Origin of the sequence: Thermosipho japonicus (assembly GCF_014201655.1) — a bacterium.
GTDB classification, from domain to species: domain Bacteria; phylum Thermotogota; class Thermotogae; order Thermotogales; family Fervidobacteriaceae; genus Thermosipho; species Thermosipho japonicus.
Genome location: NZ_JACHEX010000003.1, coordinates 1 through 26,146, shown reverse-complemented (window position 1 = coordinate 26,146; position 26,146 = coordinate 1). Strand labels below are relative to the sequence as shown.

Sequence of the window (26,146 nt, the reverse complement as noted above, 5' to 3'; positions counted from 1 at the left end):
TAAAAGGAGTTTGATATAAATGGATTTATTTGACAAAGTAAAACATATATTTTCGGATATGAGAGTTTCAGAATTTATGAATAGTGATGTTATTTATGTATTGCCAAACAGAACTATTGCACAGGTCAAGGAAATTCTAAGACTCAAAAGAATTTCCGGTGTGCCAGTTGTTAATTACAAAAAGAGAGTTGTTGGAATAATAAGTATTGAAGATATAATAAAATGTCTTGAAGCAAATAGTTTAAATGCACTTGTAGAAGAAAAAATGACAAAAAACGTTGTGGTTGTAAATGTTAACGATACTCTTAGGGATGTAATGGAACTATTTGAAAAGTATGGATATGGAAGATTTCCGGTGGTAGATGATGAGCACAGATTGGTAGGAATAGTTACAAAAAATGATATATTAAAGAGTGTTGCAATGAAACTAGGGATAATGTACCTTCATGATGAAAGACGCGAAAGGGCGCTTCAAAATTCAGAAAAATCTCTAATTTTGGGAATGGACTTAAAAAAAGAAGAGAGCGATTTTTATTTTAAGATAAATTATTATGATATAAATCAGATAGGAATAGGTGCTGCAAGCTTGAAGAAGTTTTTACTTTCTAAAGGTGTAGATGAAAAACTCGTTAGAAAAATTGCTATTAGTGTTTATGAGGCTGAAGCAAATGTAGTAATTCATAGTGGAAGTGATGGAGAAATATATTGTTTTTTAAAAGATGATAGTATTGTGGTAAGGATTGAGGATAAGGGAAAAGGTATAGAAAACCTTGATCTTGCCATGAAGGAAGGTTTTTCTACAGCACCGGATCATGTTAGAGAATTAGGTTTTGGAGCAGGAATGGGGCTTCCAAATATGAAAAGATACTCTGACAAATTGGTTATACTTTCTGAGAAAGATAAAGGTGTTATAGTCGAAATGGTATTTTTTAAATCTTAAGATTCGGCACAGCTTCTAGTGTTAAATCTGAAGAAATACCTTTTTTATATAATTTGTATCCTGCCATGGCTATCATTGCTGCATTGTCTGTACAAAATTCAAGAGGTGGGATTAAAACTTTTATGTTTTGCTTTTCAGAGAGTTCCTGAGCTTTTTTTCTAAGATACGAATTTGCAGCAACACCGCCTGCAAGTACTATGGTATTTACATTTGAATTTTTTGCAGCTTTGAATGTTTTCTTTAAAAGTATATCAACGACAGCTTTTTGAAAAGATGCGGCAATATCTTCTTTTGGGACGTTGTCATTATCAAATTTTTGTACGGTGTATAACACAGCAGTTTTTAATCCAGAAAAACTAAAGTTATAGTTTTTAGAATCCAACATTGGCCTTGGGAAATTAAATTTATTTTCATCACCATTTTTGGATAATTTATCGATTTCTGGACCACCAGGATACCCAAGCCCAAGTATTCTAGCCACTTTATCAAATGCTTCTCCTGCAGCATCATCGACAGTTTTTCCCAGTACTTCTATTTTATCGTCTTCTTTAACTAATAAAATTTCAGTATGGCCTCCTGATACCATTAAAACAATGTACGGAGGTTTAAGATGTGGATATGTTATGTAGTTTGCAAATACATGTCCCACGATGTGATTTACACCAATTAATGGTTTGCCTAATCTTAAAGAAAGCCCCTTTGCAAAGGATATTCCAACAAGCAGTGCTCCAATTAAGCCAGGGCCATATGTTACAGAGATCAAATCAATTTGATCAAGGGATATATTCGCCATATCTATAGCTTTTTTAAATACTATTGGAAGATTAGAAAGGTGGTGTCTTGCCGCAATTTCTGGCACGACACCACCAAATTTTTTGTGAATATCTATTTGTGAAGAAACTACGTTACTTAAAATTTTTCCATCGCTGAGAATTGCAACTGATGTTTCATCACAAGAGGTTTCTATACCTAAAACTATCATCTATGCTGACTCCTTCATTACAAGCTGTGGTTTTTCTTTGTTAGTTACACATTCTTCAGTGACGATAACCTTTTCGATGTTATTTAAATCAGGAAGCTCAAACATTACGTCGATCATAACTTCCTCAAAAACGCTTTTTAGTGCCCTTGCGCCAGTTCCTCTCTCTAAAGCTTTTCTTGAGATTGCACGTAATGCTTCTTCAGTTACTTCAAGTTCTACGTTATCAAGAAGGAATAATTTTTTGTATTGTTTTAAAATTGCATTTTTAGGTTCAGTCAATATTCTTACCATATCATCTTCTGTTAAATCTTCCAATGCTCCAATTACAGGAAATCTTCCAACAAATTCTGGGATGAGGCCGTATTGTACTAAATCCTCAGGAGTTACGTGAGAAAGAATTTCCCCCAGCCTCATGTCCTTTTTACTTTTTACAGGGGCATTAAAACCAAGGGCACTGCTTTGAATTCTTCTTTTTATTATTTCTTCAATTCCATCAAATGCTCCTCCAACGATAAATAGAATGTTTGATGTATCAACTTTTAAGAATTCTTGATACGGATGTTTTCTTCCACCTTGTGGTGGAACATTTGCAATAGTTCCTTCAACTATTTTCAATAGTGCTTGTTGAACTCCTTCTCCTGAAACATCTCTTGTAATAGATGGATTTGGTGATTTCCTTGCAATTTTGTCGATTTCATCGATATATATGATACCGTATTGTGCGCGTTCTATATCAAAGTTTGTAACTTCGAGAAGCCTTAGTATAACATTTTCTACGTCTTCTCCAACATAGCCGGCCTCAGTAAGTGGGGTTGCATCTGCAATTGCAAACGGAACATCCAAGATTTTTGCAAGTGTTCTTGCAAGAAGAGTTTTACCACTGCCGGTTGGTCCTATTAGTATAACATTTGATTTTTCGATTTCAACATCGTCAAAATCAATATCAGAAAATACACGTTTGTAGTGGTTATAAACGGCAACTGACAGGATTTTTTTAACTCTTTCCTGCCCGATCACATACTTATCTAGTTCTGCCTTTATTTGAGACGGTTTTGGAAGATTTTTCTTGTCTTTTTTTGGAGAAAAATTTCTTTTTTCTTCACTTAGAATATCATGAAAGATATCAACACAATCGTTACATATATATACATTTCCGGGTCCGGCGATAAGTTTTTCTACTTTATCAGCCGATCTTCCACAGAATGAACAAAACTTTTGAGCCATCCTTTTGCCTCCTTAAATTAATTCATTCTAATTTTATCATATTAATAAAACTGAATTGTTTCTATTATGTTTAGTCTTTTTTTCACAGTAATTAACCTTCTGGTTATTGACATACTAGATTTATATGTTAAAATATTTAACGTGATATTAGTCTATGCCGAGGTGGCGGAATTGGGAGACGCGGTTGACTCAAAATCAACTGGGGTTGACGCCCCATGCGGGTTCGAGTCCCGCCCTCGGCACCAAAAAATGGGAGCCGATGTAGGCTCCCAAACTTTTATTTGAACGTGGCATTGTTTTCGTTTGTTTTGACTTTTAAAATTTAGAAAATGTTCACTGGTGTGGGGATATGAAAAAGATTGTTAAGAACCTTATTATTGCACTTTTTACGTTTGTAGTGTTAGGTATATTGATTAATGGTAATTTTGTAAAAGATAAATATGTTTTAAATAACTGGAATCAAAAGGTTCCAGATCAAATTTTGCTTGATAAGCCTAGTACGTGTGTTTATGTTACTGAGTTTGGTGATACTAATTTTGATACCCTTGTTATTCCAAAAGTTATTGGCAATTTGTTTAGAGTATATCTTAATGGAGAAGAAATATATTCTTATGGAACAAAGACAGGTAATATTTGGAGTTATGCGTATGTTGTTCCGCTAAAAAATTTAAGCTCAAATAAAAATATATTAAAAATTGAAATTTTTGGTTTATACGATGCAGGACTGCCAAGATTTCCCTTTTTGACAGATAGAATAAATGCTTTGAGATATCAAAACTTTCAAAATTTTCTAAGGCATGATTTTTACATCATTTCAATTGGAATTTCTTTTGTTGCAGGGATAATATCTTTCTTTTTAGGTTATTTGTTAAAAGCAAAACAGATAAGTCATTCTTACGATCTATTTGGCTTGTTTTTAATTTTAACAGCTATAGCGTTATTTGATTATCAAGTTAGAACTTTTCATTTTAATGAAATTACCTTTTTGATTTTTAAAAAGATATTTTTGATTTCTGCATATTTTTCTTCGCTATTTTATATAGCTGCTCTTGAAAAATATAAATTAAAAAGATTTAGAACAAAATGGCTTATTTGGTATGTGATTTTTGCTTCCATTTTTCCGATCTTTTCATTTAATTTAAATGATTATGCTAAGTTTTCGACAGTTTCAAATATGTTAATGCTTGTTGTTCTGTTTTATGTGATTTTTGATGTTTTGTATTTAAAAATAGACAAATTATATTTTGCTACATTTTTTATAGTATTTTCCTATATTCATATTATTCTTTATTTTTTGTACGTAAGATCTTACCATTTCCAAGAGTTTTTGACAGGTTATGGATCAGCTTTCTTATCAATTTCAGTTATTTTAATGTTAACTGATGAGTTTGAGAAGGTGCTTGTTGAAACAAACGAAATTTCCAATTCAAGATATATAGATCCATTGACAAAAGCTTATAACAGAAACATTCTGGAAAAGCTAGATAATTCAAATATTGAAGGCTTCTTTGTTCTGATTGATCTTAATGATTTTAAAAAATTAAATGATAAATTTGGGCATGATAAAGGTGATAAAGTTCTTGTTGAATTTTCAAAATTAATCAGAGAAAACATTAGAGAAGAAGATCTATTTATAAGGCTTGGTGGAGATGAGTTTGCTTTAATTGTTAATTTAGATGATCCTGAAAGTTTTGTTGAAAGACTTAGAAAACTTTTAATAAAGATTATTAATCTTGATTTTTCATACGGCATAGTTAAATTTAGCAATTTTTCAGAATCTTATAGATTGGCAGATAAACTACTCTATGATATGAAATCCAGAAACAAAAATAAGTAATTTAAAAAATTTTTCATGTTTGTGATATAATACTTTGTGAAAGTAAATAAAGCGCAGGCTTAAGAGATGATGGAGAAGCCATATGCCAGAAAGACCTGGCATATGGCTTTTTTGTTTGGAGGTGTTGGTATGAAAGTTTTTGTTATTGGTGCGGGGATTTCGGGTAGTCTTGTAGCGCGAGAACTTTCAAAATATGACTGTGAAGTTCATGTTTTGGAAAAAGCCCCAGATATTGGTTGGGGTGTGACAAAAGCAAATTCTGCAATAGTTCATGGTGGATATGATGATCCACCTCAAAGTGTTAGGGCAAAATTTGCTGCAAAAGGTAACCGTCTTTATGATGAACTTTCTAAAGAGCTTGACTTTGACTTTGAAAGAGTTGGATCTCTTGTTGTTGCTTTTAAAGAAGAAGATATAAATTATTTAAAAGAGTTGAAAGAGCGTGGCAAAAAAAACGGAGTTGATGATCTAGAAATTCTTGAAAAGAGTGAATTGAAAAAGGTTGAACCGAATATAAGCGACGAAGCAATTGCGGCACTTTATTGTAAAAGTGCAGGAATTACTGAACCTTGGGAGGTTGCAATAGCAGCTATTGAAAACGCTGTTGAAAATGGTGCAATTTTGCACCTTGAAGAAGAGGTTTTAGATATTCAAACAAAGAATCAAAAGGTGTCAAAAGTTATAACCAACAAAGGGGAATATGAAGCAGATGTTGTTATTAACGCAGCTGGTCTTTTTGCAGATGAAATAGCTAAGATGGCTGGTGTTGGTGATTTTGAAATTTTTCCGCGAAAAGGTGAATATATACTACTTGATAAAAAATTGAAAGGACTTGTGAATACGGTTGTATTTCCTACACCAACGAAAAAATCAAAAGGGATACTTGTTGTTCCAACAGTAGATGGTGGAATACTGTTAGGTCCAAATGCGAAAGACCTTCCAAAGAGTATGAAGTACGATCTTGGTACGACACCTGAAGGATTGCAAGAGGTATATGAAAAATCAAAAAGACTTATTCCAAAAGTGGAACTTTCATATACAGTAAAAACATTTGCTGGCCTTAGACCAGAAACCAAAGAAAAAGATTTTATAATATCTGCTACAAAAGTTTGGGGATTTGTTAATGTAGCAGGGATAAGATCACCAGGTCTTACTGCAGCACCTTCTTTTGCAAAATATGTGGTAGAAGATATTTTGCAGGATCAGCTAAAAATTAACCTTTCAAAAAAGAAAGATTTCAATCCTTATAGAAAGAGAATTACTAATATAAGGGATGTAAGTTTAAAAGAGTGGGAAGAACTTGTGAAGAAGGATCCAAAATATGGAAGAACGGTTTGTTTCTGTAATAATGTCTCAGAAGCTGAAATTGTTGAAGCTATAAGAAGGGGTGCTAGAACACTTGATGGAGTAAAATTTAGAACAAGAGCATCTTTTGGAAGGTGCCAAGGAGGTTTTTGTAGTTTGAAGATTGTGGAGATAATCTCTAGGGAGCTAAATATACCAATGGAAGAAGTTAAGCTTAATTCAAAAAATTCTTGGATCATGGATGGCAAGGTGAGAGCATGAGAAGGGAAAAAGTAGATGTTTTGATAGTAGGTGGAGGTGCAGCAGGGCTTGCTGCAGCAATTTCTGCAACCGAAAGTGGTGCAAAGACAGTTTTGCTAGAAAGAGATAGAAGTACTGGTGGCGTTTTAAACCAATGTATTCACAATGGTTTTGGGCTTCATGTATTTAAAGAGGAACTTACTGGACCTGAATTTATGGAACGACTCTGGGAAGAATTAAAAGAGGATGTAATAAGGTCTAATTTTACAGTTTTAGAGATTAAACCTGACACAAGAGAAGTAATTACCCTTTCAGAAGATGGGATAATTGTATTTGAACCAAAAGCTCTTGTTATGAGTACAGGAGCAAGAGAGAGACCTTTGAATTCCCTTAGAATACCAGGTTCCAGAGTTGCTGGTATTTATACAGCGGGAGTTGCACAAAAGATGGTAAATATATACAACAGGCTTCCAGGTAAAAAGGTTTTAATAGTTGGTTCTGGAGACATTGGCCTTATTATGGCAAGAAGGTTAAAGATAGAGGGCATGGATGTTGTGGGTGTTGTAGAAATAATGCCTGAGCCAGGTGGCCTTATTAGAAACGTTGTACAATGTCTTGAAGACTTTAATATACCGTTGTGGCTAAGCCATACAGTAATTGAAATCCATGGAAAAGAAAGACTATCTGAGGTGGTTATTGCAAAAGTAGATGAAAATAGAAAACCAATTGCTGGAACTGAAAAGGTTATTAAAGTTGATACGTTAGTAACATCTGTTGGCCTAATTCCACAAAATGAATTAATTGAAAACTTTGTTGAAATGGATCCAATAAATAGAGGACCAGTTGTAGATGATTATATGAGAACAAGTGTTGAATGGATTTTTGCGGCAGGTAATAACGTTGCAATACATGATTTGGTTGATTTTGTATACGACGAAGGAAAGATTGCTGGAATGCATGCAGCAAGATATGCATTAGGTGAGAAACTGCCGGAAGTAAAATACGAGTTTGTAAGAGGTAAAAATGTTGGAGTAATGCTTCCTCAAAAGTTTACTGGAACACAACCATTTAAGATGTATATAAGGCCTACAAAAAGCTTGGAAAAATCTGTCTTAAAATTTTCAGATAAAATAATTAGAAAATTCAATTGGAGGATTAGACCGAGTGAGATGATAGACTTGGTTGTAAAAAATTTTGAGGGCTTTGATAGTAAAATCACCGTGGAGGTGAGCAATCTTGACTAAAAAACTAACTTGTATATCATGTCCTATTGGTTGTGAGCTTACTGTTTATGTGGAAGGTGATGATATAAAGGTAGAAGGGAATAGATGCCCAAGAGGATTTGAATATGCAAAAAATGAGGTAACAAATCCTCAAAGGATGCTTACAATAAGTGTGAAGGTAGAAAATGGTGTTATGGATCTTGTTTCAACAAGGACTGATAGACCTATTCCTAAGAAAATGTTAGAAGAGGCTATTTCGTATATAAAAGGCTTAAAAGTTCAAGCACCTATTAAAAGGGGTGATATAATAGTAAAGGATCTTTTAAATACCGGTGCAAACCTTATTGCTACAAGAACCGTTCTTAAAAAATGATTAGAATAAGTCAAGGGGGGATATGGTGTATATACTGGCACTTGATCAAGGTACAACAAGTTCACGCGCTATCCTTTTCAATGAAAAGGGAGAATATGTATATGGTTTAAATAAAGAGTATAAACAAATTTATCCAAGACCTGGATGGGTGGAGCATGATCCATACGATATATTAAATTCACAAATTGAAGTAGCAAAAAAGGTAGTAGAAACAGTTGGAGCAGAAAATATAGCTGCGATAGGAATTACCAACCAGCGTGAAACAACTATACTTTGGGATAAAAAGACTGGAAAACCTGTGTATAACGCTATAGTTTGGCAGTGCAGAAGAACTGCGTCAATTTGTGATGATTTAAAGGAAAAAGGTTATGAAAAACTTATAAAAGAAAAAACTGGGCTTGTTGTTGACGCGTATTTTTCGGGAACAAAGATAAAGTGGATTTTGGATAATGTTGAAGGAGTAAGGGAAAAAGCAGAGCGTGGAGATATATTATTTGGAACAGTTGATAGCTGGCTTATTTGGAATCTTACCGGCGGAAAGGTACATGTGATTGATTATTCAAATGCTTCTCGTACTATGTTATTTAATTTAAAAACTTTGGACTGGGATGATGAAATTTTAGAGATCCTTAATATTCCAAGAACAATTTTACCTAAACCAATGCCATCAAGTTATGTATATGGATATACAGAAATTTTTGGAGGCGAAATTCCAATCGCAGGAGATGCTGGTGATCAACAGGCATCACTTTTTGGCCAAACCTGTTTTGAAAAAGGTATGGTGAAAAATACATATGGAACAGGTTGCTTTATACTTATGAATACAGGAGATACTCCTTATTATTCAAATTCGGGGCTTTTAACAACCATTGCTTGGGGTGTTGATGATAAAGTAGAATACGCATTGGAAGGAAGTATATTTGTTGCAGGTGCAGCAGTGCAATGGCTTAGAGATAATTTAAAATTGATTGAAAACGCTTCAGAAACAGAAGATTTAGCAAAATCCGTTCCTGATTCTGGAGATTTGTATTTTGTTCCTGCAATGGTTGGACTTGGTGCTCCATATTGGGATATGTATGCAAGAGGTCTTTTGATAGGTATAACGCGCGGTACAACAAAGGCACATATTGTTAGAGCTGTTCTTGAATCAATTGCCTATCAAACAAGAGATGTTTTAGAAGTAATGTCAAAAGAGGCAGGAATTAATATGGGAACATTAAGAGTAGATGGTGGAGCATCAAATAATAACTTTTTGATGCAATTTCAAGCTGATATATTAGGTGTTCCTGTAGAAAGACCTGAAGTTACAGAAACTACCGCTTTGGGTGCGGCATATCTTGCAGGTCTTGCAGTTGGTTTGTGGAAGAGTAAGGAAGAAATTGCATGGAATTTAAATAAACGTTTTGAACCTCAACTTTCAAAGGGCGAACGCGAAAGGTTGTATAGAAGGTGGAAAGAAGCTGTAAAGAGATCCATGAGATGGAGTGAAGAGTAATGCACCCGTTTATTTATCCTATTGTACCTGCTATACGTAATTTAAAAATGGTTGAAAAGATAATTAGTACGCAGGCAAGCTCTGTGTTTTTGCTTGAAGGAGATATATTTGAAATAAAAAGGGCGTGCAAGAAATTAAAAGAGCACGGAAAGTTTGTATTTGTTCACGTGGATCTTGTTGAAGGAATAGGAAAAGATAAGGCAAGTGTTAAGTTGGTTAAAGAATTTGTAGGCGCAGATGGGATAATAACTACACGTTCAAATTTGATTGATTTTGCAAGAAAATTAGATTTAATGGCTATTCAAAGGATTTTTTTAATAGATTCTAAAGCATTTCAAACTGGTATAGAGCAGGTGAAAAAGCACAAAGCTAATTTTGTTGAAGTTTTGCCTGGTTTAATACCAGAGCTTGTGAAAAAGATTAAAGAAGAAATAGTTCAACCGATTATTTCGGGTGGGCTTGTTACCACAAAAGAACAAGCAAAATTATTATTGGAAAATGGTGCTATAGGGATTTCAACAAGTTGCGAAAGTCTCTGGAATGAATTTTAAAAAACTTAAATAAACTTGAATATTGCTTAAATAAAAGAGGGTATATTAATTAGATGGAAGATGATAACCTTTTTTTTAATTTTCTTTTTAGGTAACTTTTTGATACAATTATATGCTAAAAACAAAACAGGAGGTGTGGGGTATGAAAAAAAGATTATTTTTACTTTTAGCAGGTTTGCTTGTGATATTTATAGTATTTTCAGGATGTCTTCAGCAGCTTCCTAATAACAATGATGGAGATGAAAATTCAGGAGGGACTAATTTAGGTTTTGATGGAATTATAGCTTCAAAATTGGATTATTTGTTTAATGAAACCTCTGATGCAACAGTTACAGGTGTGTTAGTTTATAAGTATATTGGTTCTACATATGGATATGGAATTATTGCTGATGCAACAGCTGGATTATATATCAAAGATATTTCATCTGCAAATTTAAACGTTGGAGATAAAGTGACCGTGAGAGGTGCTTTGTATAAAGATACATATCATGGAAATTTAAGAATGAAGAATGTAACAGTTGTTAGTACTGCTACAGAAGTAATGCCTGAACCAGTGGTATTAAACGTTGGATTAAAGAATGGTTGGTTGTTTAATGATGCTGGCGAAACAACAGATGCAACTTCTTTAGCTTTATGGAATTACAGATTTGTAACTGCAAAAGGTACATTAACATCGTTGGATAATGATGGGAAAAAGTTTGAATTAGAATATCCGGTAGAGTCTGGTAGTGCAACAGTTACAGTTTACACTTATACAGCAATTGCAACATGTACAGACAAACCTGCAACAATTACGGGATATCTGGCAGCATATTACGGAGAGTGGAGATTGTATCCAAGAGACTTAGATGATATTGAATTTTAATTACTAGTAAAGAGTTAAATAAAATAGGGCCATCCTATGGCCCTATTATTATCGGGAGGGAAAAATATGAAGAAGTTTTTAATAACATTGATGGTACTATTTTCTTTTATAGTATTTGCGGGGAATTTTTCCTTATCAGTTTTAAATCTTATGACAATTGGTTTAAATGATGGCTCTTTTGATAATTTTCCAATATTATATGCAACCTATAAACCATTTGATTTTCTTAAATTTAAAGTTAATGACTATTTGGCACTTTCACATGATGTTTGGAATATAGGGGATTTTTCTATAGCAAAGCCAAGGTATTACTACCTTGAAGGAAAATTTAACATTTTTGGAGTTGATTTAACGATTGATGCTTTAAAGGCCCGCTTAAAAAGCACACAAACTGAAAAATTGGATGGATTAAGAGTTGGAGGATTAAAATTTGATTATTATGGATTAGGTCTATTTGCAAGATATGGTGTGTTTAATTTAGGTGGTGCTTATAACCTTGATAATAATACCTTTGCTGCATTTTCAAAGATTGATCTTTTTGGTTATGACTTTGGAGTTTATTATGAAAATAGGTACAATCAATTATCGGCGGATATGAATAAGGAATTTAACTTTGGAAATATTTCTTTAGATATGTGGGGAGCACTTTCAGCAAAAACTGATAATTTAATGGAATTTTCATATTTAGTGGGTGCAAGAGCAAAATATAACAATTTTGAATTATCAACTCAGTTTTTAAAAATTGGTGCAAATGTATATGATGTAGATTTTCAAACGGGAGATCCTATAGACAAACTTCTTAATAGCAATGATTGGGCAATTTATGCCGATTTAGATTATCACCTTAATGATTATGTTCTTGGAATATTTGTAAGGTACAATAGTGTGTGGGTTGAATCAAACATGCTACCTTTATATGGTGCTAAGTTATCATATAAAGACTTTACTCTAAAGGTTGGAAATGGAGATTTGTTAAGTGGAGACAGCTTCGGTGGAAAACAGCTTATAGCTGTTGAGTTAAATTATTTCTACTCACTTGATTTTGAAAATCTTTTAAACTTTTCCTTTGGCAAAAAAGAAAACATTAGTGCCGAAAAAGTTGAAAAACAGATTGGTGAAAAAACATCCTATTCTTCTTTGATGGATGTTGCTTTTGGCCAGGAAGGAGCTATATATACTGTTAAAGGAATAGTGACTTCTCCAAAAGATTTACTTGGAAAAGGTAGCTTTTACATTCAGGATGAAGTTTCAGGACTCATGATTTATGCACCATCATTTACAGAAAGCTTAGAAACAGGTGACGTTGTTGTAGTAACTGGAAAAAGTAAATTGTGGAATGGAATAGTAGAACTTGTTGCTGATTCAATAGAAGTTGTTGGAAAAGATAAGCCAAAAGCAGATGTTTTAACAAGCCTTTCAGATGTCTTTTTGTCAAGCTTAGTTTACGTTGAAGGAGTAGTAAAAGAAAAAAGAAAATATGATTTTGTAGTGGATACAGGGGAATTTCTAATAAAAGTTTATTTAAAGAAAGGTACAAATATAGATATTTCTAATTTGTCGGTAGGTTCAAAGGTTAAAGTTACAGGAATCCTTACTTTGTATAAAGGTGAATATGAAATTTTGCCTAGAGGTCAATTTGATGTAGAGATTTTAAAATAATAATTGTGCCACCTTTAGGTGGCACATTTTAAAAAGTAAAAGAAGAAGGGAGCAGTATGGATTTGAAAAAGCTTTTGCCAATTTTGTTATTTAGTGTCTTAATTACGTTGTTTTCTTGTATAGATATTGATGCTATAGACTTTTTAAGTCCCATTAAAGATGATAGTGGATTTGTAAAGTTAGATGTGGTTCACATTGTTGATGGCGATACTTTCTATGGATATGTAAATGGAGAGTACAAAAAAGTGAGAATTGTTGGAATTGATACTCCAGAAACTCATGCAGGTAGTAAACCAGTTGGTGAGTACGGAGAGGATGCAAAAAGGTTTTTAGAAGATTTTGTCAGCAAATACGAGATATATTTAAAGGTTGTAGGAAATGATGGATATGGTAGAACTCTAGCTTATGTTTTTGGAAAAAATAGTGAAAATGGTTATATATTCTATGAAGAGTCAGTTTTAATGGAAGGATATGCAAGACCTTTAATATATTTTGATAATGATGATAGTGAATTAACTCCAAGGCTTGTTCAAGCTTATAACTATGCCTTTGAAAATAAAAAAGGAATATTTTCAAAATGGAATTCAGCAAAGATTTTAAGTAGTAAGGCTCAAATAACAAGCTCACTTGAAGGTAAGATCGTTTTTCTAGAAGGAACAGTGAAAGATATAAGAAAAAATTACCATAGTAATGGTGGATATCACTACTATATTGATTGTGATTGGTTTGAAATTTCCATTCGCGATGGTGAATATGAATATTTTTTCAAAGATTATAACTTATATTCCATTAAAGGTAAAAAAGTAAGATTCTATGGAGAACTTTGGTTTGATGATAATAAACCAGAAATATTGCTTAGAAGCCCGAATGAAATAGTTGTGTTAAATTAAACAAATGTAGGTAAAATTTTGTAAATCAACCTTGGAACGATTTTGGAACTCGTTCCAAGGTTTGTTTTTTTTTATATAGGCATAGTAATATAATATGAAATTGCGAAATTGTAATTTTGGGGAGGGATGTAAGATGAAAAAGTTTCTATTGTTGTCGTCAGTTGTTTTATTATTATTCTTACTATTTGGATGTTTTTTAGCACCTAAAAGTGCTGAATTAGAGCCAGGATATTACGTTGCATTTAATTTTCAATATAAGGCTTCTGATGGAGCAGAAGATATAACAGTTCTACCGGGTTTAAAGATGAGTGAAGTGGCAGAAAATGAATATAAGCTTTCTATTGCAAAATCTGATCTTTCAAATGTTTTAGAAGGAAAAGATAAAGATGGAGTGTATTGGTGGACTGTTGTAAAGGTAGTTGATCCTCAAGCAACTAAAACTTGGATCGTATATGGTGGTACAGGACCTTATGATCCTTCTGTGCCATTTTTAAAAGAAGATTTTGATGCTCTTTTAGATACAGACAAAGTGGAATTTTATGCAACTATTCCAGATTCAACCAATACAATTATTGGTTTTGGGGATAATTTAAAAGATAAGCGTGATTATTATTTTGTCGGAACAGTGACAGACTGGTCGCATATGAAGATGGAAAATATGGGCAATGGAGTTTTTGAAGCAACGGTTACAGCAAGTGATTATGTAAAAAATATTGAATACAAAATTTGGTCAGGAGATAATTGGGATATTACTGATACATTAAAGGTATTAGCATTTAATGGAAAAAATTATTATGCAACGGGTGATAATGGAACATTTAATTTTGATGAAAATGTAAAGGAATTTAAAGTAATTTTTGATGCACATCACAGTAAAGTAAGTTTTGAACCATTAAAGAGTACAACTATTGAAACAATAGCAAATGTCAAAGAAAGATTGCTTGCTGATGACAGTGCAACATTTACAACAACGGTTCGTGGTGTTGTGACTTATACATACCACAATTCAAGTCAACCATGGAAAGATTATGCTTTTATACAAGATGATACTGATGCAATAAAGGTATATAAATCTGGCATTGGTGATGTCTTTAGTCTTGGGGATCTAGTCTTAGTTTCAGGAGAAGCATCAGTTTATGGTCATGATTTTGAAATAGTTCCAGATGCTTCAGAACTTATTAGCACAGGAAATCCTGATCCAGCACCAATGGATATAACCGGAACATTTATTGATGATGCATCTCCATTGTATGGAAAGCTTGTGGTATTCACTGGTACTGTAGAATCTACGGATACGTATGATAATGTTACTTTCTTAAGTGATGGTACAGAAATTACTGTAAAAGATTATGTTGGATATGACTGGAAAACTGGTGTAGAATATACTGTTAAAGGTGTAATAATGTGGAATTACGATAGGTATAAAGTTGTTCCAAGAAGTGTAGATGATATTACTGAAGGAATTGATATTCCTTTAAATGGTGATTTGTCCGATTTTCCAGCTGATTCTGCAGTATTTAATGATGCAACGAACGATTCACAGTGGGGTGCTGATAATGAGCTAAAACAAATTAAAGTTTGGAACAATGATTCTTATCTTTATTTAGGAATTGATGTATCTGTATCAGGCAATGGATGGCTCTTAGTTATGGATTTAGGAAATGATACGCAAGGAGCAACAGATCTTTCACAAATGAGCGCATGGGCAAGAAAGATTACACTTCAAGGATTTGAAAATGACGCATTTGTTGCTTCTTGGAATAATGATGACGGGAATAGGCATTTCTATACAGTAGAAGGTAATACTTGTACAGAAAAGACACATGAAGGTAAGACTGTTGGTTCAGTAACTGAGGTAAAGATTCCATGGAGTGATTTGGGATTTGCTTCTGGAAAACCAACACAAATAAAAATTGCTGCCTTTGTTGTAGGTGGTGATGGTTCATCTGCACCAGATACAATGCCTGACATAGTTTATCCAGATGGATGGCAATGGGACACGCCAATTACAATTGATGGATTTTTAACTTATGATGTAAAATAAGCTAGTTATTATTGAATGAATATTTGATGGGGGCATATGCCCCCATTGTTATTGGGCTTTGGAGGTGAAAAGTGTGAAAAAATATCTTTTGTTCACTTCAATTTTTGTCTTATTTTTTATATTTTTTGGATGTATGACTTTATTTAATTTATCACTTGATTCAGGAATGTATGTTGCTGGTGATTGGAACAATTGGATGCCAACTGAAAAAGATAAGATGCAATTGAACAATGGGTTTTATATGTTTGAACTTCCTGTTTCTTCAATAACATTTACTGAGGGAAGTTCAGGGCATATTGGATGGTATAAAGTTATATATGTAGGGACTGGAGAATCAAAAATTCAATCCTCAGTTCCTGTATGGCAAGAAAATCTAGGCGATGCTACTTCAATTACAATATATGCTTCTCCTAATTTAATGCACGATGGTTATGCAGTTGGTGCAGGTGATAGTGAGAAAGAAATGGGAGATTGGTACTGTGCAGGTGAGTTTAACAGTTGGACTTTATCAAAGATGTCAAAAGTTGATGATAAATATGTTTATGAAATAGAAAGAGAAGTTTCAAAAGGAGAAGGTTTTTATTTTAAGATAGCGAGAAACTCTGATTGGAAGCCTTGGGAAGAACAATTTGATGGTAAAAATTACAACGCAGGTATGGGACAAGATGGATACTTTGTTGCTGATAAAGATGGAAGTTCAATTGTTGTTGAATACTACCCACAGTTAAGTATTTTAAAGGCATTTGTTAAATAAGTGAGGTGATAAAGTGAAGAAAATATTTATAGTATTTTCTATTTTAATAACTTGTATATATTTTGCCAGTGTTTCTCCTTCATATTCATTTAAGTTTACATTTGTGGCAGACTTTACTAATGACTTTCCAACATTTTTACCAAGTTATAATACCTACACAGAATTTTGGACAAATCTTTCGGGGTTGGGAAGTGATTTTTCGGCAACCTTTTCTTTAAAAGACGATAGGCTGGATTCAGCAGAAGTTAATTTTTACAAAGATAACTTTGGGATAAATGTTTATAAAAATAGGGTATTTGGAGAAACTGATGATTTGTTGGGATTATACAAGTTTGACATGGGCTCAGATGGATTTGTTGCAAGTTACTCAAATTTTTATTTTTACTCTTTTAACAGTTTGAAACTAAATTATTTTAAATATGCATCAAATAACTTTAAGCTTTTATACAGTTTAAGAGATAATGTTAAAGATTATATGTTAGAATTTACACTTCAAAAAGGCTTAAATTATTTATTTGAAGCGGTGTATACAGATTATAGTGACTATTCTTTTGAAAAAAGCATTTTACAAGTTGGTTTATCTGAGAAAGATTGGAAATGGGGTGTTAAAATAACATTTTCAGGCTCTAATGTTTTACTTGCGGATTATACTAACATAAGCCTTGAAAACAGATATGTTGTTAATATTTGGTATAACATGCAAAAAGGTACTATTTGGACAAATTTAAAAAGTGATAAAAATGGAGATAACTTTCTTAAATATAGTAATGCGGGGTTAAGCTATGATTTTTCAGCATTTTCTATATCCTTTTCAAAGGATGGATTTGATGAATTTGGACTAACGCCAGATAAATGGGGAGATTTTAATGTTTCAGTTAATGTACCATTCAATCTTTTTGATATAAATGGTAAGTTATCTTATTCATTTGGAAAGCCTGCGCATAATACTGTTGGAACACTAGGAGAAGTATATTATCTAGAGTTGTCAAAAAGAATTGGTATGTTTAACTTGTTTGGAAAAATTCAAAGAATAAATGGTGTTTATGAAAAACGTGCTACTGCATATTTTGAATTAAAGTCTAATGCTTTTTCAAATGGAGAGCTTAAGATAATGGTTGGAAATGGAGATTTTTACAATGTAAATACGTTTAAAAAGATAGTCTCAGTTGAATTTAATACCTGGTGGTAATGGAGGTGTTTTAAAATGGTGAAAAAATTATCTTTATTTCTTATAACCTTTCTATTTAGCTTTTTATTTGCTTCTATTTACGTTGAAAATGGAATGGTGGTATTTACATTTGAAGTTGAAGCACAACAGGTATATCTTGCAGGAAATTTCAATAATTGGTCTGTTAGTGCAAATCCTATGGTAAATGAAAATGGCGTCTGGAAAATTTCTTTAGAACTTTTACCAGGTGAATACCAATACAAATTTGTTGTTGATGGTTCTAGGTGGATTGAAGACCCAGATGCCCCCTCATATGTAGATGACGGCTTTGGTGGAAAGAATGGAGCTTTTCTTCTTGTGAATGAAAATGGAAAATTAGTTATAAAGCCGGTTGGTGGTACTGAAAATAATAGTAATACTGGAAACGAAAGCAAAGAATATGAAGTTAATACATCAAGAGAGGATACCATATTTGTTGATGAAGAAGGGTATGTTGTTATAAGGTACTATAATCCAGATGCAGAATATGTTATGATAGCAGGAGATTTTAACAATTGGGATGCAGATGACATTGAAATGTATGATATTGGAGATGGCTGGTGGGAAGCAGCTTTGGAACTTGATAATGGTGTGTATCAATATAAGTTTGTTGTAAATGGTGATACTTGGGTTGAGGATCCTAACGCTTTTGCATATTTACCTGATGGCTTTGGTGGCAAAAATTCTGTTTTGAAGGTATATGAAGAAAATGGTCAGCTTAAAGTGGGAAGTCCAGTTGAAAATACAGTTGAAAAAGTTGAGAAAAAAGAAGTGCCACTAGGTGTAAGTATAATTGATGGAAAAGTATATTTTAAAGTTGAAAAGCCACAAGCTTCTAAAGCATATCTTGCGGGTTCATTTAATAACTGGAATCCACAGGATATTGAAATGCAAAATGTAGATGGATATTGGCAAGTTTCTCTTGTACTTTCTCCTGGAAAGTATGAGTATAAATATGTATTTGAGATAAATAATAACCAAACTTGGCAGGAAGATCCTAATGCACCAGGTTATGTCCCAGATGGTTATGGCGGTAAAAATGGCGTTTTTGAAATTGTTGAAAAAGATGGAACTTTGGTTATTGAAAAGCCGGAGCAAGAAACTAAATCTTCAGTTGGTATAAGCGGTAGCTATAGCTTTAATCTATCTTACAAATATGACGAAAAAAATCTACTAAAAGGTCAAGGATTTAGTAATAGTTTAGAGCTTATATACCGACCGAATGATAATTTGGAATTTTCTTTGAAATATGATGGGGCAAGTATTAATTATGCCAAGTTGGAACTTGTTAATGAAAAGCTTGAATTTTTAGCGCATTACAATTATGCATTAGATTTTCCAATTGAGGGATTAAAGACTGGGATTTTTGTAAGTTATGATGAAAAATATTATTTAGGCTTTGGAGCAGATAGTAACCAGTTGTCATGGATTGTAGGGTTGAATGTTGTAGGCATTGAAGTAAACTATAGTGATAATTATTTTGTAGATGAAAGTGTAGTTATTGTAGGTTACAATTTGAAATTATTTGATTATTATACAAAATTGTATGGAGGCTATTTCATAAATTCAAACAGCTTTGCAGCAATAGCCAGTATAAATTTAGAAGGCTTTGAAACAGAGCTTAAATATGCCAAAGGTAGAGTAGAATTTTTGTTGAGTATGAATTATTTGGATTTAACCTCAAGCTATAATATTGAAAATGGAAGTTACAATGTTGATTCAATAATTTATATCTTTGATAAATATGGTTTGTTAGCAGGATATAATCATACAACATTATTGGATAAATGGTATTTAGGATACGGCATATATAAAGAAGATTACAATGTAGGATTTAAAATAAGAAGCGATTTTTCAGGATATTATTTTGATCTTTTTGGAAATATTTCGTTTTAAATTGTTTCCTTCAGGGGATTTCCCCTGGAGGAATATTTTAGTAAATTGTAATCCTTGACATTTTTCTTATTTTAAGTTAAAATTTTACATGTGATATTTGGAGAGGTGGCCGAGTGGTCGAAGGCGCTTGCCTGCTAAGCAAGTGTGGGGGTAACCCCACCGAGGGTTCGAATCCCTCCCTCTCCGCCAAAAAGTGGGGGATAGTTCCCCCTTTTTTAAATTAAATAGTATGTGCCCGTAGCTCAATTGGATAGAGCGTCAGACTGCGGATCTGAAGGTTGGGAGTTCGAATCTCCCCGGGCACGCCAAAAAAAAGGAGGCTAATGCCTCTTTTTTTGTTATCTTAAATTGCTATAATGTAAGTGTGAAAACTAGAAAGCTAAATAAGGGGCTGAAAAAATGATTGCAGTGGTTGGAAGTTCGAATATGGATGTTGTTTTAACAGTTGAGAGATTTACTTTACCTGGTGAAACTCAAAAGGCTCAAAAATTAGAGTTTTTTCCTGGTGGAAAAGGTTCTAACCAAGCAGTTAGTATAGCAAAACTTTCTAAGAAAAATTCTAATGTTTATTTTTTAACCTGTATTGGTAATGACTCTTATGGAAGAGCTTTAAAAGACCAATACGACAAATTAAACATTGAAGGATATTTGGAAGTTGATGATAATAATGGTTTAGCTTTTATTGAAGTTACAAGAAAAGGTGAAAATAGAATTGTAATATATCCTGGAGCAAATAGAAACTTAACTAAAGAAATTATAAAAAAGCATGAAGCAAAACTTTTAGAAGCTGATTACATTTTACTTCAAAATGAAATCCCATTTGAGTCAACTTTATATGCTGCCCAACTTTTTAGTAAAAATGGAAAAATTGTTATTTTCGACCCTGCTCCAATAAGTGGAATTGAAAAGGAAATTTTTCAATTTGTTGATTTTTTGACACCGAATGAAGAAGAAGTAAAGTTTTTGACGGAAAAATTCTTTGGAAAGTTTGTCTCATATGAAGATAGTTATTTTAAGCTTAAAAGTTTAGGAATAAAAAAACTCATTGTAAAACTTGGAAGCAAAGGAGTAATTTATTTTGAAGGAGATAAAAGGATGGAAATTCCATCTTTTAAAGTTAAGGCTGTTGATACAACGGCAGCGGGAGATGTTTTTAACGGAGCATTTGCTGTAGCTTTGCATGAAAATCTTGATATAAAAAAATCATTGGAGTTTGCCTCGGCAGCAGCTGCTTTGTCAGTTACTAAAAAAGGTGCACAAAATTCTATTCCTTCAAGAAAAGAAGTTGAAAACTTTTTAAATATATAAAAAAGGCGCAACTAGCGCGCCTTTTTTAACTACATTTACTCCAGCCACATTTTTTACAACTCATACAACCTTCCTGCTTTATTATACTATTTTTTGAAAGACAAGAAGGACAATATACATTTCCGTTTTCATCTACATAGTAGCCTTCACTCCATTCAAGGTCATTTGCCATTACAAATTTTTCTACTTCTTCTGCAGTTTTAACTGTTCCGTCTATTACAAATGTTTCATCGGTTTCAATTTCCGAGCTGCCCCATAGTTCAATAAAATCATCTATTGCTTTTTTGATTTCTTCAGCAAGGCCTCTTGTATATTCACCGTTAACCTTTTGAAGCTGTTCTAAAATTTCTTCTATTGACACACCAGCTCTTAGAGCTATAGAAGATAATCTTCCAATAGATTCTGCAAGTTCAGTACCATTTGAAAGGAATATTTCAACTGCTTCTCCATTGTCATCAAAAGATACAGTAATATAAGTTGTATTTTCGTTTGATTTATATTTCCTTGTAACGCTTCTTAATGTACTCTTTCTTGGTTTTGGCCTTAGTTTATGTTTTTCATCTAAGAGGAAAAATTGAACTTTTGGAGCGTCCTTAGTTTTAACGTGTTTTGCAGAAGTTAAAACTTGAGTTTGCAGTGAACCATCTCTATATATTGTCAGTCCTCTTACATTAAGTTTTAATGCTTCAAGATAGATATTTAAAACTTCTTCTTTTGTAGCACTTGATGGCATATTAATAGTTTTAGAGATATTATTGTCAACATATCTTTGGAAAGCATCTTGCATTAAAAGATGATCCGTTGGGGAAATATCCATTGCAGTTACAAATACTTTTTTAATTTTTTCTGGTACATCTAAATCTTGCAATGAACCTTTTTCTATTAATTTTTCTTTAATTTTCTCAAGAATTTTTGGTTCAAGCTTTTTTTCTAAAACTTTATTTACATAAAAGAGTGATTCTTTTGTACCATCATGTTTATTCATATATCTAACATAAGCAAGTAAGAAATTTGGTTCAAGACCGCTACTTGTATCTGCTATGTTAGAAATAGAGCCTGTCGGTGCAATAGTCAGCACTGCTACATTTCTCTTTCCTTTTTTAGATTCTCTCATTACTTTTTTGATATCTTCATCGTATTTGCTCATTCCCATTGCAAATGGGACAAATTCTTCGTCTTTAAAGAATTTGCTCTTTTCAAACAACGGGAAGCTTCCTTTTTCTCTTCCTAGTTTATTTGATTCGTCATGCCCATGTAATGCCATGAACCCCATAAGATCAGCTGCAAATTGTCTCCCCTCTTCAGAATTGTATGGAACATCAAGTTTGTATAAAAGATCAGCAAATCCCATTATACCTAATCCTAGTCTTCTACTATTTCTAACTGCGTTTGTAATTTTTTCAAGAGGAAAGACATTAACATCGATTACGTTATCTAGGAATCTTACAGCAAGTCTTACAGTATCTTCAAGTGCATCCCAATCAACTTGTCCGTCTTCTGTGGCAAATTTAGCAACATCAATTGATCCAAGATTACATGCTTCATATGGCGCAAGGCCTATTTCACCACATGGGTTGGTGGAGATTATTTCCATTTCTGGATACAACGGATAATATTTATTCATTTCATGTAGAAATGCAAGACCTGGATCACCTGTTTTCCATGCATTTTCTGCTATTTGTTTAATTATATCCCTTGCTTTTATATATCTTTTTTCTGTAAACTTTGGATGTGAAAGTTCTATTTCACCATCTTCTTCATATAATTTTAGAAGTTCCTTTTTATCAAATGGGATTCCTACAGAAATATTGAAATATTTTAGTACTTTTTCTCCATCATTGTTTTCTTTGGCAGTTATAAATTCTTCGATGTCCGGATGGTTTATATTTAATATCCCCATTAATGCTCCACGTCTTTTATACCCTTGTTCTACAACTCCAATTGCCGAGTTAAAAACATGCATGAATGATACAGGCCCAGATGCTTGACCGTGGGTTCCAGCCACAAAACTTCCCTTTGGTCTTAAACTTGAAAAGTTAGATCCGATTCCTCCTCCTGCTTTTGTAATTAATGCATATTCTTTTACTGCTTCAAATATTCCATTGATGCTGTCATCAACTGGAACTACAAAACAAGCAGATAACATGTGCAGGTGATTTCTGGTGTTGTATATTTCTTGGTAATCAGAAAGTGTCATATTTTCAATAGGTTTCCAGAGAAGCTCATACCTTACACCCATACCAGCATTAAATAGAGTAGGGCTATTTGGGATAAATATTCTAGCTTTTAGCATTTTAAAGAACGTTTCTTCTGTTTCCTTTATTATCTCTAATTTCTTTGCATCATCCATTTTTTTTACTTGTGGGTTGTTGACAAGTTCCGATGTTGCAACTACTCTGGCAACTCTTCTACATACGTCTTCCCACTTATTTTCTAAAAAGTTTCCACTTATATCTTTGGTAAAGTACCTTTCGGAAAGTATTTTGTAGGCGTTTTTTGAAGGTTCAACATCTAGCCAGTGTTTTATAATGTCTTCATACATAATGCTTCCTCCTCTTCTTATTTACTTAGTACTTTATTAAGCCTAATATATTTTTGATTTTTTGATGCCGGAAACAAAACATTGCCTTTTTCGTCAACGTTTCTTTGCGTATAATCATATGGCCCTAAAACTAATTCATCCATATATTCAATGTAATTTTCTAAATTTTGTCTTTCTATTTCCTCTAGTGTTCTCCAGGAATAAAGGGTATTTACAATTTTTTCCGAAAATTCTTCTTTTAATTCTTTTGAAATTTGAAAGACTGCATCTCTGTTATATGGGGCAAGGGGCTCACCACCTAAATATACCACAGCTATTTTGTCATATGATTCAAGAGCATAATTTATTTTATCTTTTAAAATTTGTATAAGGTCTTCTAAATCGTATTTAAATCCTTTGTAAGGTTCCCAAGTTTCTTTGTTGTGACATAACAGACATTTTGGAGACCTATCACAGCCTTGAAAATAAATAGAAAGACCTAATAATTTTGGATGATCATTTGTTGAAAAGAAAATTCTATTTACATAGACAGTCATGTTACATTACCTCCAGTGAATAGAATTTCCTTTTTGAGTATTCATAGTTTCTTCTTGTTTTATTAAAGGAATTAATTGGAACGAGGTAACCTACTATTCTAATGTATTCTTCTGCTTTTTCTTTTCCGCATATCGGGCATCTTTTTCCGATAAATGCATGACCTTCATTACAAACTGAAATTTTTTGGTTGAATGCAAAGTACATAACACCCTTTTTAGCTATAAGATTAACCATCTTCCATGAGTCTTCTTCAGACTTAAAAGGTGCACCTATGTTAATGTGTAATATAGCACCGCCTGATACCTTTTTGTCAAATTTTCCTGAGTATTTTATTCTATTCATCATATCAGTTTCAGCTGTTAGTGGCACCCATTGATTTGAATAAAGTTCATATGGTTGCCTTTCTTTTCCAAATATGATTGCATCTTTTTTTGCAAGAGTAACTGCTGCTTTTTCTGCAGGCACTTGTTCAATGTTAAATGTAAAACCATATTTTTTAAAACCTTCCTCGGCTTTAGACTTAATAAAGTCAAGAGTCTGAGATACAAACATTTCCCCATCTTTTGAATATTTTAAGCCTTCTGCAGAAAGTTCGGTAAGTCCCATAAAATCTGATGATTCCCATACTCCCGTAATTCCAATTGTTCCATATTGTCTTTCAAGCTTCATAAGTCCTACTTTATAAAGTGGTAATACATCTTGTTCAATTCTTTCTTGAATAATGGTTCTTACTACATGAAGGATTTTTTGTACTAGATCTACCCTTTCATTCAGAATTTCAAAGAATTTATCCTTATCTCCATTTGCTTCAAGAGCAATTCTCGGAAGGTTAATTGTTACAACCTTAAATGAACCTATATTGAGGTCTGAACCCCCGATAGAATTTGCCATGCCTTTTAATTTGGTATCTTCAGGATCCGCTGATAGTGAGAGTTTTATTTCTTTAGTAGAGCTTGTGAGCCTGCAACATGATGCAACTGCATCAATTGAATCAGAGATATACCAGTTTGTATCTTGCCATTTTAAATTAATTTTGTTGATAAACCTTGCGCTATCTTCGTCTACAAATTTTCCATCTTTATAGAGAAGTGAAGCTGTAAGAACAGGGAATGTAAACATCTGCCTTTCTCTTTCTTTTGCGACCCATTCCCAATAGTGTTTTTGCAATTTAATTATGTTCTCTAGTTCATTTACAATAGGTGTACCATCTGGATATTTTTCCCCTTCAAATATCGCTTTGATGTAATTTCTGTCTAAATATGTAAAATTTGTATATGGTGATTGATGTGTTCTAATTGGTTGATTAAATGAATAAGTTAGAATTTGAAAATGTTGTTCAATATACCAGTCAATTTTGTCTTTTGGTATAATGCCTTCTTCTAAGTCTTTCTTTACGTAATACCACATCCATACAAAAAAGTCGGGAAGTCCAACTGCACCACTTGATTGATTGGAAGCAAACATTACAAATTGAATTACATGTTGAATGAATGTAGATAAATGTTGTGCTGGAATTGATTGAATTGTGTCGATAAACGGTAAACCTTTCTCCACTATTGGTTGGAGAGTATAGGCAAAACAATATGGCATAAATGCTGCATGATGTGCATCATGTAAATAAATTGCTCCATTGATTTGTGCTTCTAAAAATTTGTTTGCATCTTCTTTTCCATAGAGTTTTTTCATTTTTTTCCAGATAACATAAATAGAATTTAATTTTGTAAATGGTTTATTTACTTCAGCAAAGTATGTTCCAATGTGCTTTGAGCGGACGTTAGCGTTTGTGTCAATTGATAAATCACCTATTTTTTCATTAGCAAAGAACTTCTTATTAAAATAATCAATATCAAGATTTTTACCAAAACCTTCTAATTCAAAAATTTCAGAACCATATTTTTCTTCTAGTTTTTTAAATTGCAAATCAAAATCTTCAGAGTAGCCGAATTTAACGAACATAAAATACCCCCCAATTAAAAGAATTGAATATAATTTTTATATAACCACAATATATTGTATATCATAAAAGCAAAATATACAATATATAGTTTGTGTTAACATTCTAAATAAGTGGAAATTAAAAAGTAAACTTATTATGAAAATTATGCAAGCTTTGAAAAATTCCAAAAATTGTAACAATACGCCTGTGTAAGTGAAGATAATTAAAGAAAGAGAAAAGAATAGTAAAGGTGACTGTAACTTGACTAAGAGTTACAAACGTGGTAAATTAGAAGACGCGTTGGGCGAGGGGTCATTGAAAAATGGATAGCAGTCCTG

20 protein-coding genes and 3 tRNA genes are annotated in these 26,146 nt (G+C 32.9%); 18 read left to right on the top strand and 5 right to left on the bottom strand.

Annotated elements, in window-relative coordinates:
* The first annotated feature begins 19 nt into the window (after positions 1-19).
* Positions 20-940: a CBS domain-containing protein gene (locus HNP65_RS05885; RefSeq protein WP_184619377.1), complete on the top strand. Its 921-nt coding sequence runs from the start codon at positions 20-22 to the stop codon at positions 938-940.
* Here the strand turns inward: HNP65_RS05885 and tsaD are convergent.
* Together tsaD and clpX are read right to left on the bottom strand one after the other, a co-directional pair.
* On the bottom strand, positions 930-1,922 hold the full coding sequence (gene tsaD / locus HNP65_RS05880; RefSeq protein ID WP_184619376.1) for a tRNA (adenosine(37)-N6)-threonylcarbamoyltransferase complex transferase subunit TsaD: 993 nt from the start codon (positions 1,920-1,922) through the stop codon (positions 930-932). The genes HNP65_RS05885 and tsaD overlap by 11 nt on opposite strands.
* Positions 1,923-3,146 (bottom strand): ATP-dependent Clp protease ATP-binding subunit ClpX, encoded by a 1,224-nt coding sequence (clpX, locus tag HNP65_RS05875; RefSeq protein WP_184619375.1) that lies wholly within the window; start codon positions 3,144-3,146, stop codon positions 1,923-1,925. It abuts the gene before it with no gap.
* A gap of 156 nt (positions 3,147-3,302) precedes the next feature.
* Here clpX and HNP65_RS05870 point away from each other — a divergent pair.
* The 17 genes from HNP65_RS05870 to rbsK all read left to right on the top strand — a co-directional run bounded on the left by HNP65_RS05870 (position 3,303) and on the right by rbsK (position 20,793).
* A tRNA-Leu gene (locus tag HNP65_RS05870) sits at positions 3,303-3,391 on the top strand.
* Positions 3,392-3,495: 104 nt separating this feature from the next.
* Positions 3,496-4,983 (top strand): GGDEF domain-containing protein, encoded by a 1,488-nt coding sequence (locus HNP65_RS05865; RefSeq protein ID WP_184619374.1) that lies wholly within the window; start codon positions 3,496-3,498, stop codon positions 4,981-4,983.
* Between the two features lie 129 nt (positions 4,984-5,112).
* A complete protein-coding gene (locus HNP65_RS05860) occupies positions 5,113-6,549 on the top strand; it encodes an NAD(P)/FAD-dependent oxidoreductase (RefSeq protein WP_184619373.1) in 1,437 nt (478 codons plus the stop codon).
* The gene (locus HNP65_RS05855; protein ID WP_184619372.1) at positions 6,546-7,772 is read left to right on the top strand and encodes an NAD(P)/FAD-dependent oxidoreductase; all 1,227 of its coding nucleotides are present in this window, start codon (positions 6,546-6,548) and stop codon (positions 7,770-7,772) included. The genes HNP65_RS05860 and HNP65_RS05855 overlap by 4 nt, the downstream gene beginning before the upstream one ends.
* A complete protein-coding gene (locus HNP65_RS05850) occupies positions 7,765-8,124 on the top strand; it encodes a DUF1667 domain-containing protein (RefSeq protein WP_184619371.1) in 360 nt (119 codons plus the stop codon). The genes HNP65_RS05855 and HNP65_RS05850 overlap by 8 nt, the downstream gene beginning before the upstream one ends.
* Positions 8,125-8,149: 25 nt before the next feature.
* A complete protein-coding gene (gene glpK, locus HNP65_RS05845) occupies positions 8,150-9,619 on the top strand; it encodes a glycerol kinase GlpK (protein ID WP_425506711.1) in 1,470 nt (489 codons plus the stop codon).
* Positions 9,619-10,170 (top strand): glycerol-3-phosphate responsive antiterminator, encoded by a 552-nt coding sequence (locus HNP65_RS05840; protein ID WP_184619369.1) that lies wholly within the window; start codon positions 9,619-9,621, stop codon positions 10,168-10,170. Before glpK ends, HNP65_RS05840 begins: the two co-directional genes overlap by 1 nt.
* 142 nt (positions 10,171-10,312) lie before the next feature.
* Positions 10,313-11,035: a hypothetical protein gene (locus tag HNP65_RS05835; RefSeq protein ID WP_184619368.1), complete on the top strand. Its 723-nt coding sequence runs from the start codon at positions 10,313-10,315 to the stop codon at positions 11,033-11,035.
* Between the two features lie 66 nt (positions 11,036-11,101).
* Positions 11,102-12,694 (top strand): DNA-binding protein, encoded by a 1,593-nt coding sequence (locus HNP65_RS05830; RefSeq protein ID WP_184619367.1) that lies wholly within the window; start codon positions 11,102-11,104, stop codon positions 12,692-12,694.
* Positions 12,695-12,750: 56 nt separating this feature from the next.
* On the top strand, positions 12,751-13,584 hold the full coding sequence (locus tag HNP65_RS05825; protein ID WP_184619366.1) for a thermonuclease family protein: 834 nt from the start codon (positions 12,751-12,753) through the stop codon (positions 13,582-13,584).
* Positions 13,585-13,717: 133 nt separating this feature from the next.
* Positions 13,718-15,628 (top strand): hypothetical protein, encoded by a 1,911-nt coding sequence (locus HNP65_RS05820; protein ID WP_184619365.1) that lies wholly within the window; start codon positions 13,718-13,720, stop codon positions 15,626-15,628.
* Positions 15,629-15,701: 73 nt separating this feature from the next.
* Positions 15,702-16,382, top strand: a complete 681-nt coding sequence (locus tag HNP65_RS05815) for a hypothetical protein (protein ID WP_184619364.1) — start codon at positions 15,702-15,704, stop codon at positions 16,380-16,382.
* Between the two features lie 13 nt (positions 16,383-16,395).
* On the top strand, positions 16,396-17,571 hold the full coding sequence (locus HNP65_RS05810) for a hypothetical protein (protein ID WP_184619363.1): 1,176 nt from the start codon (positions 16,396-16,398) through the stop codon (positions 17,569-17,571).
* Positions 17,572-17,586: 15 nt separating this feature from the next.
* The gene (locus HNP65_RS05805) at positions 17,587-19,485 is read left to right on the top strand and encodes an isoamylase early set domain-containing protein (RefSeq protein WP_184619362.1); all 1,899 of its coding nucleotides are present in this window, start codon (positions 17,587-17,589) and stop codon (positions 19,483-19,485) included.
* A 99-nt stretch (positions 19,486-19,584) separates the two neighbouring features.
* Positions 19,585-19,674 (top strand) — tRNA-Ser (locus tag HNP65_RS05800).
* A 42-nt stretch (positions 19,675-19,716) separates the two neighbouring features.
* Positions 19,717-19,793, top strand: a tRNA-Arg gene (locus HNP65_RS05795).
* A gap of 91 nt (positions 19,794-19,884) precedes the next feature.
* Complete coding sequence (gene rbsK, locus HNP65_RS05790; RefSeq protein ID WP_184619361.1) at positions 19,885-20,793, top strand: ribokinase; 909 nt, start codon at positions 19,885-19,887, stop codon at positions 20,791-20,793.
* A 25-nt stretch (positions 20,794-20,818) separates the two neighbouring features.
* On the opposite strand, the gene HNP65_RS05785 is transcribed toward rbsK, so the two are convergent.
* Genes HNP65_RS05785 through HNP65_RS05775 form a run of 3 tightly spaced genes read right to left on the bottom strand, consistent with a single transcriptional unit; the run spans position 20,819 to position 25,828 of the window.
* On the bottom strand, positions 20,819-23,335 hold the full coding sequence (locus HNP65_RS05785; RefSeq protein WP_184619360.1) for an adenosylcobalamin-dependent ribonucleoside-diphosphate reductase: 2,517 nt from the start codon (positions 23,333-23,335) through the stop codon (positions 20,819-20,821).
* A gap of 17 nt (positions 23,336-23,352) precedes the next feature.
* Positions 23,353-23,871 carry a 4Fe-4S cluster-binding domain-containing protein gene (locus HNP65_RS05780; RefSeq protein WP_184619359.1) on the bottom strand — a complete coding sequence of 173 codons (519 nt, stop codon included), beginning with the start codon at positions 23,869-23,871 and terminating at the stop codon, positions 23,353-23,355.
* 1 nt (position 23,872) lies between these two features.
* Positions 23,873-25,828: an anaerobic ribonucleoside-triphosphate reductase gene (locus tag HNP65_RS05775; protein WP_184619358.1), complete on the bottom strand. Its 1,956-nt coding sequence runs from the start codon at positions 25,826-25,828 to the stop codon at positions 23,873-23,875.
* Between the last annotated feature and the right edge of the window lie 318 nt (positions 25,829-26,146).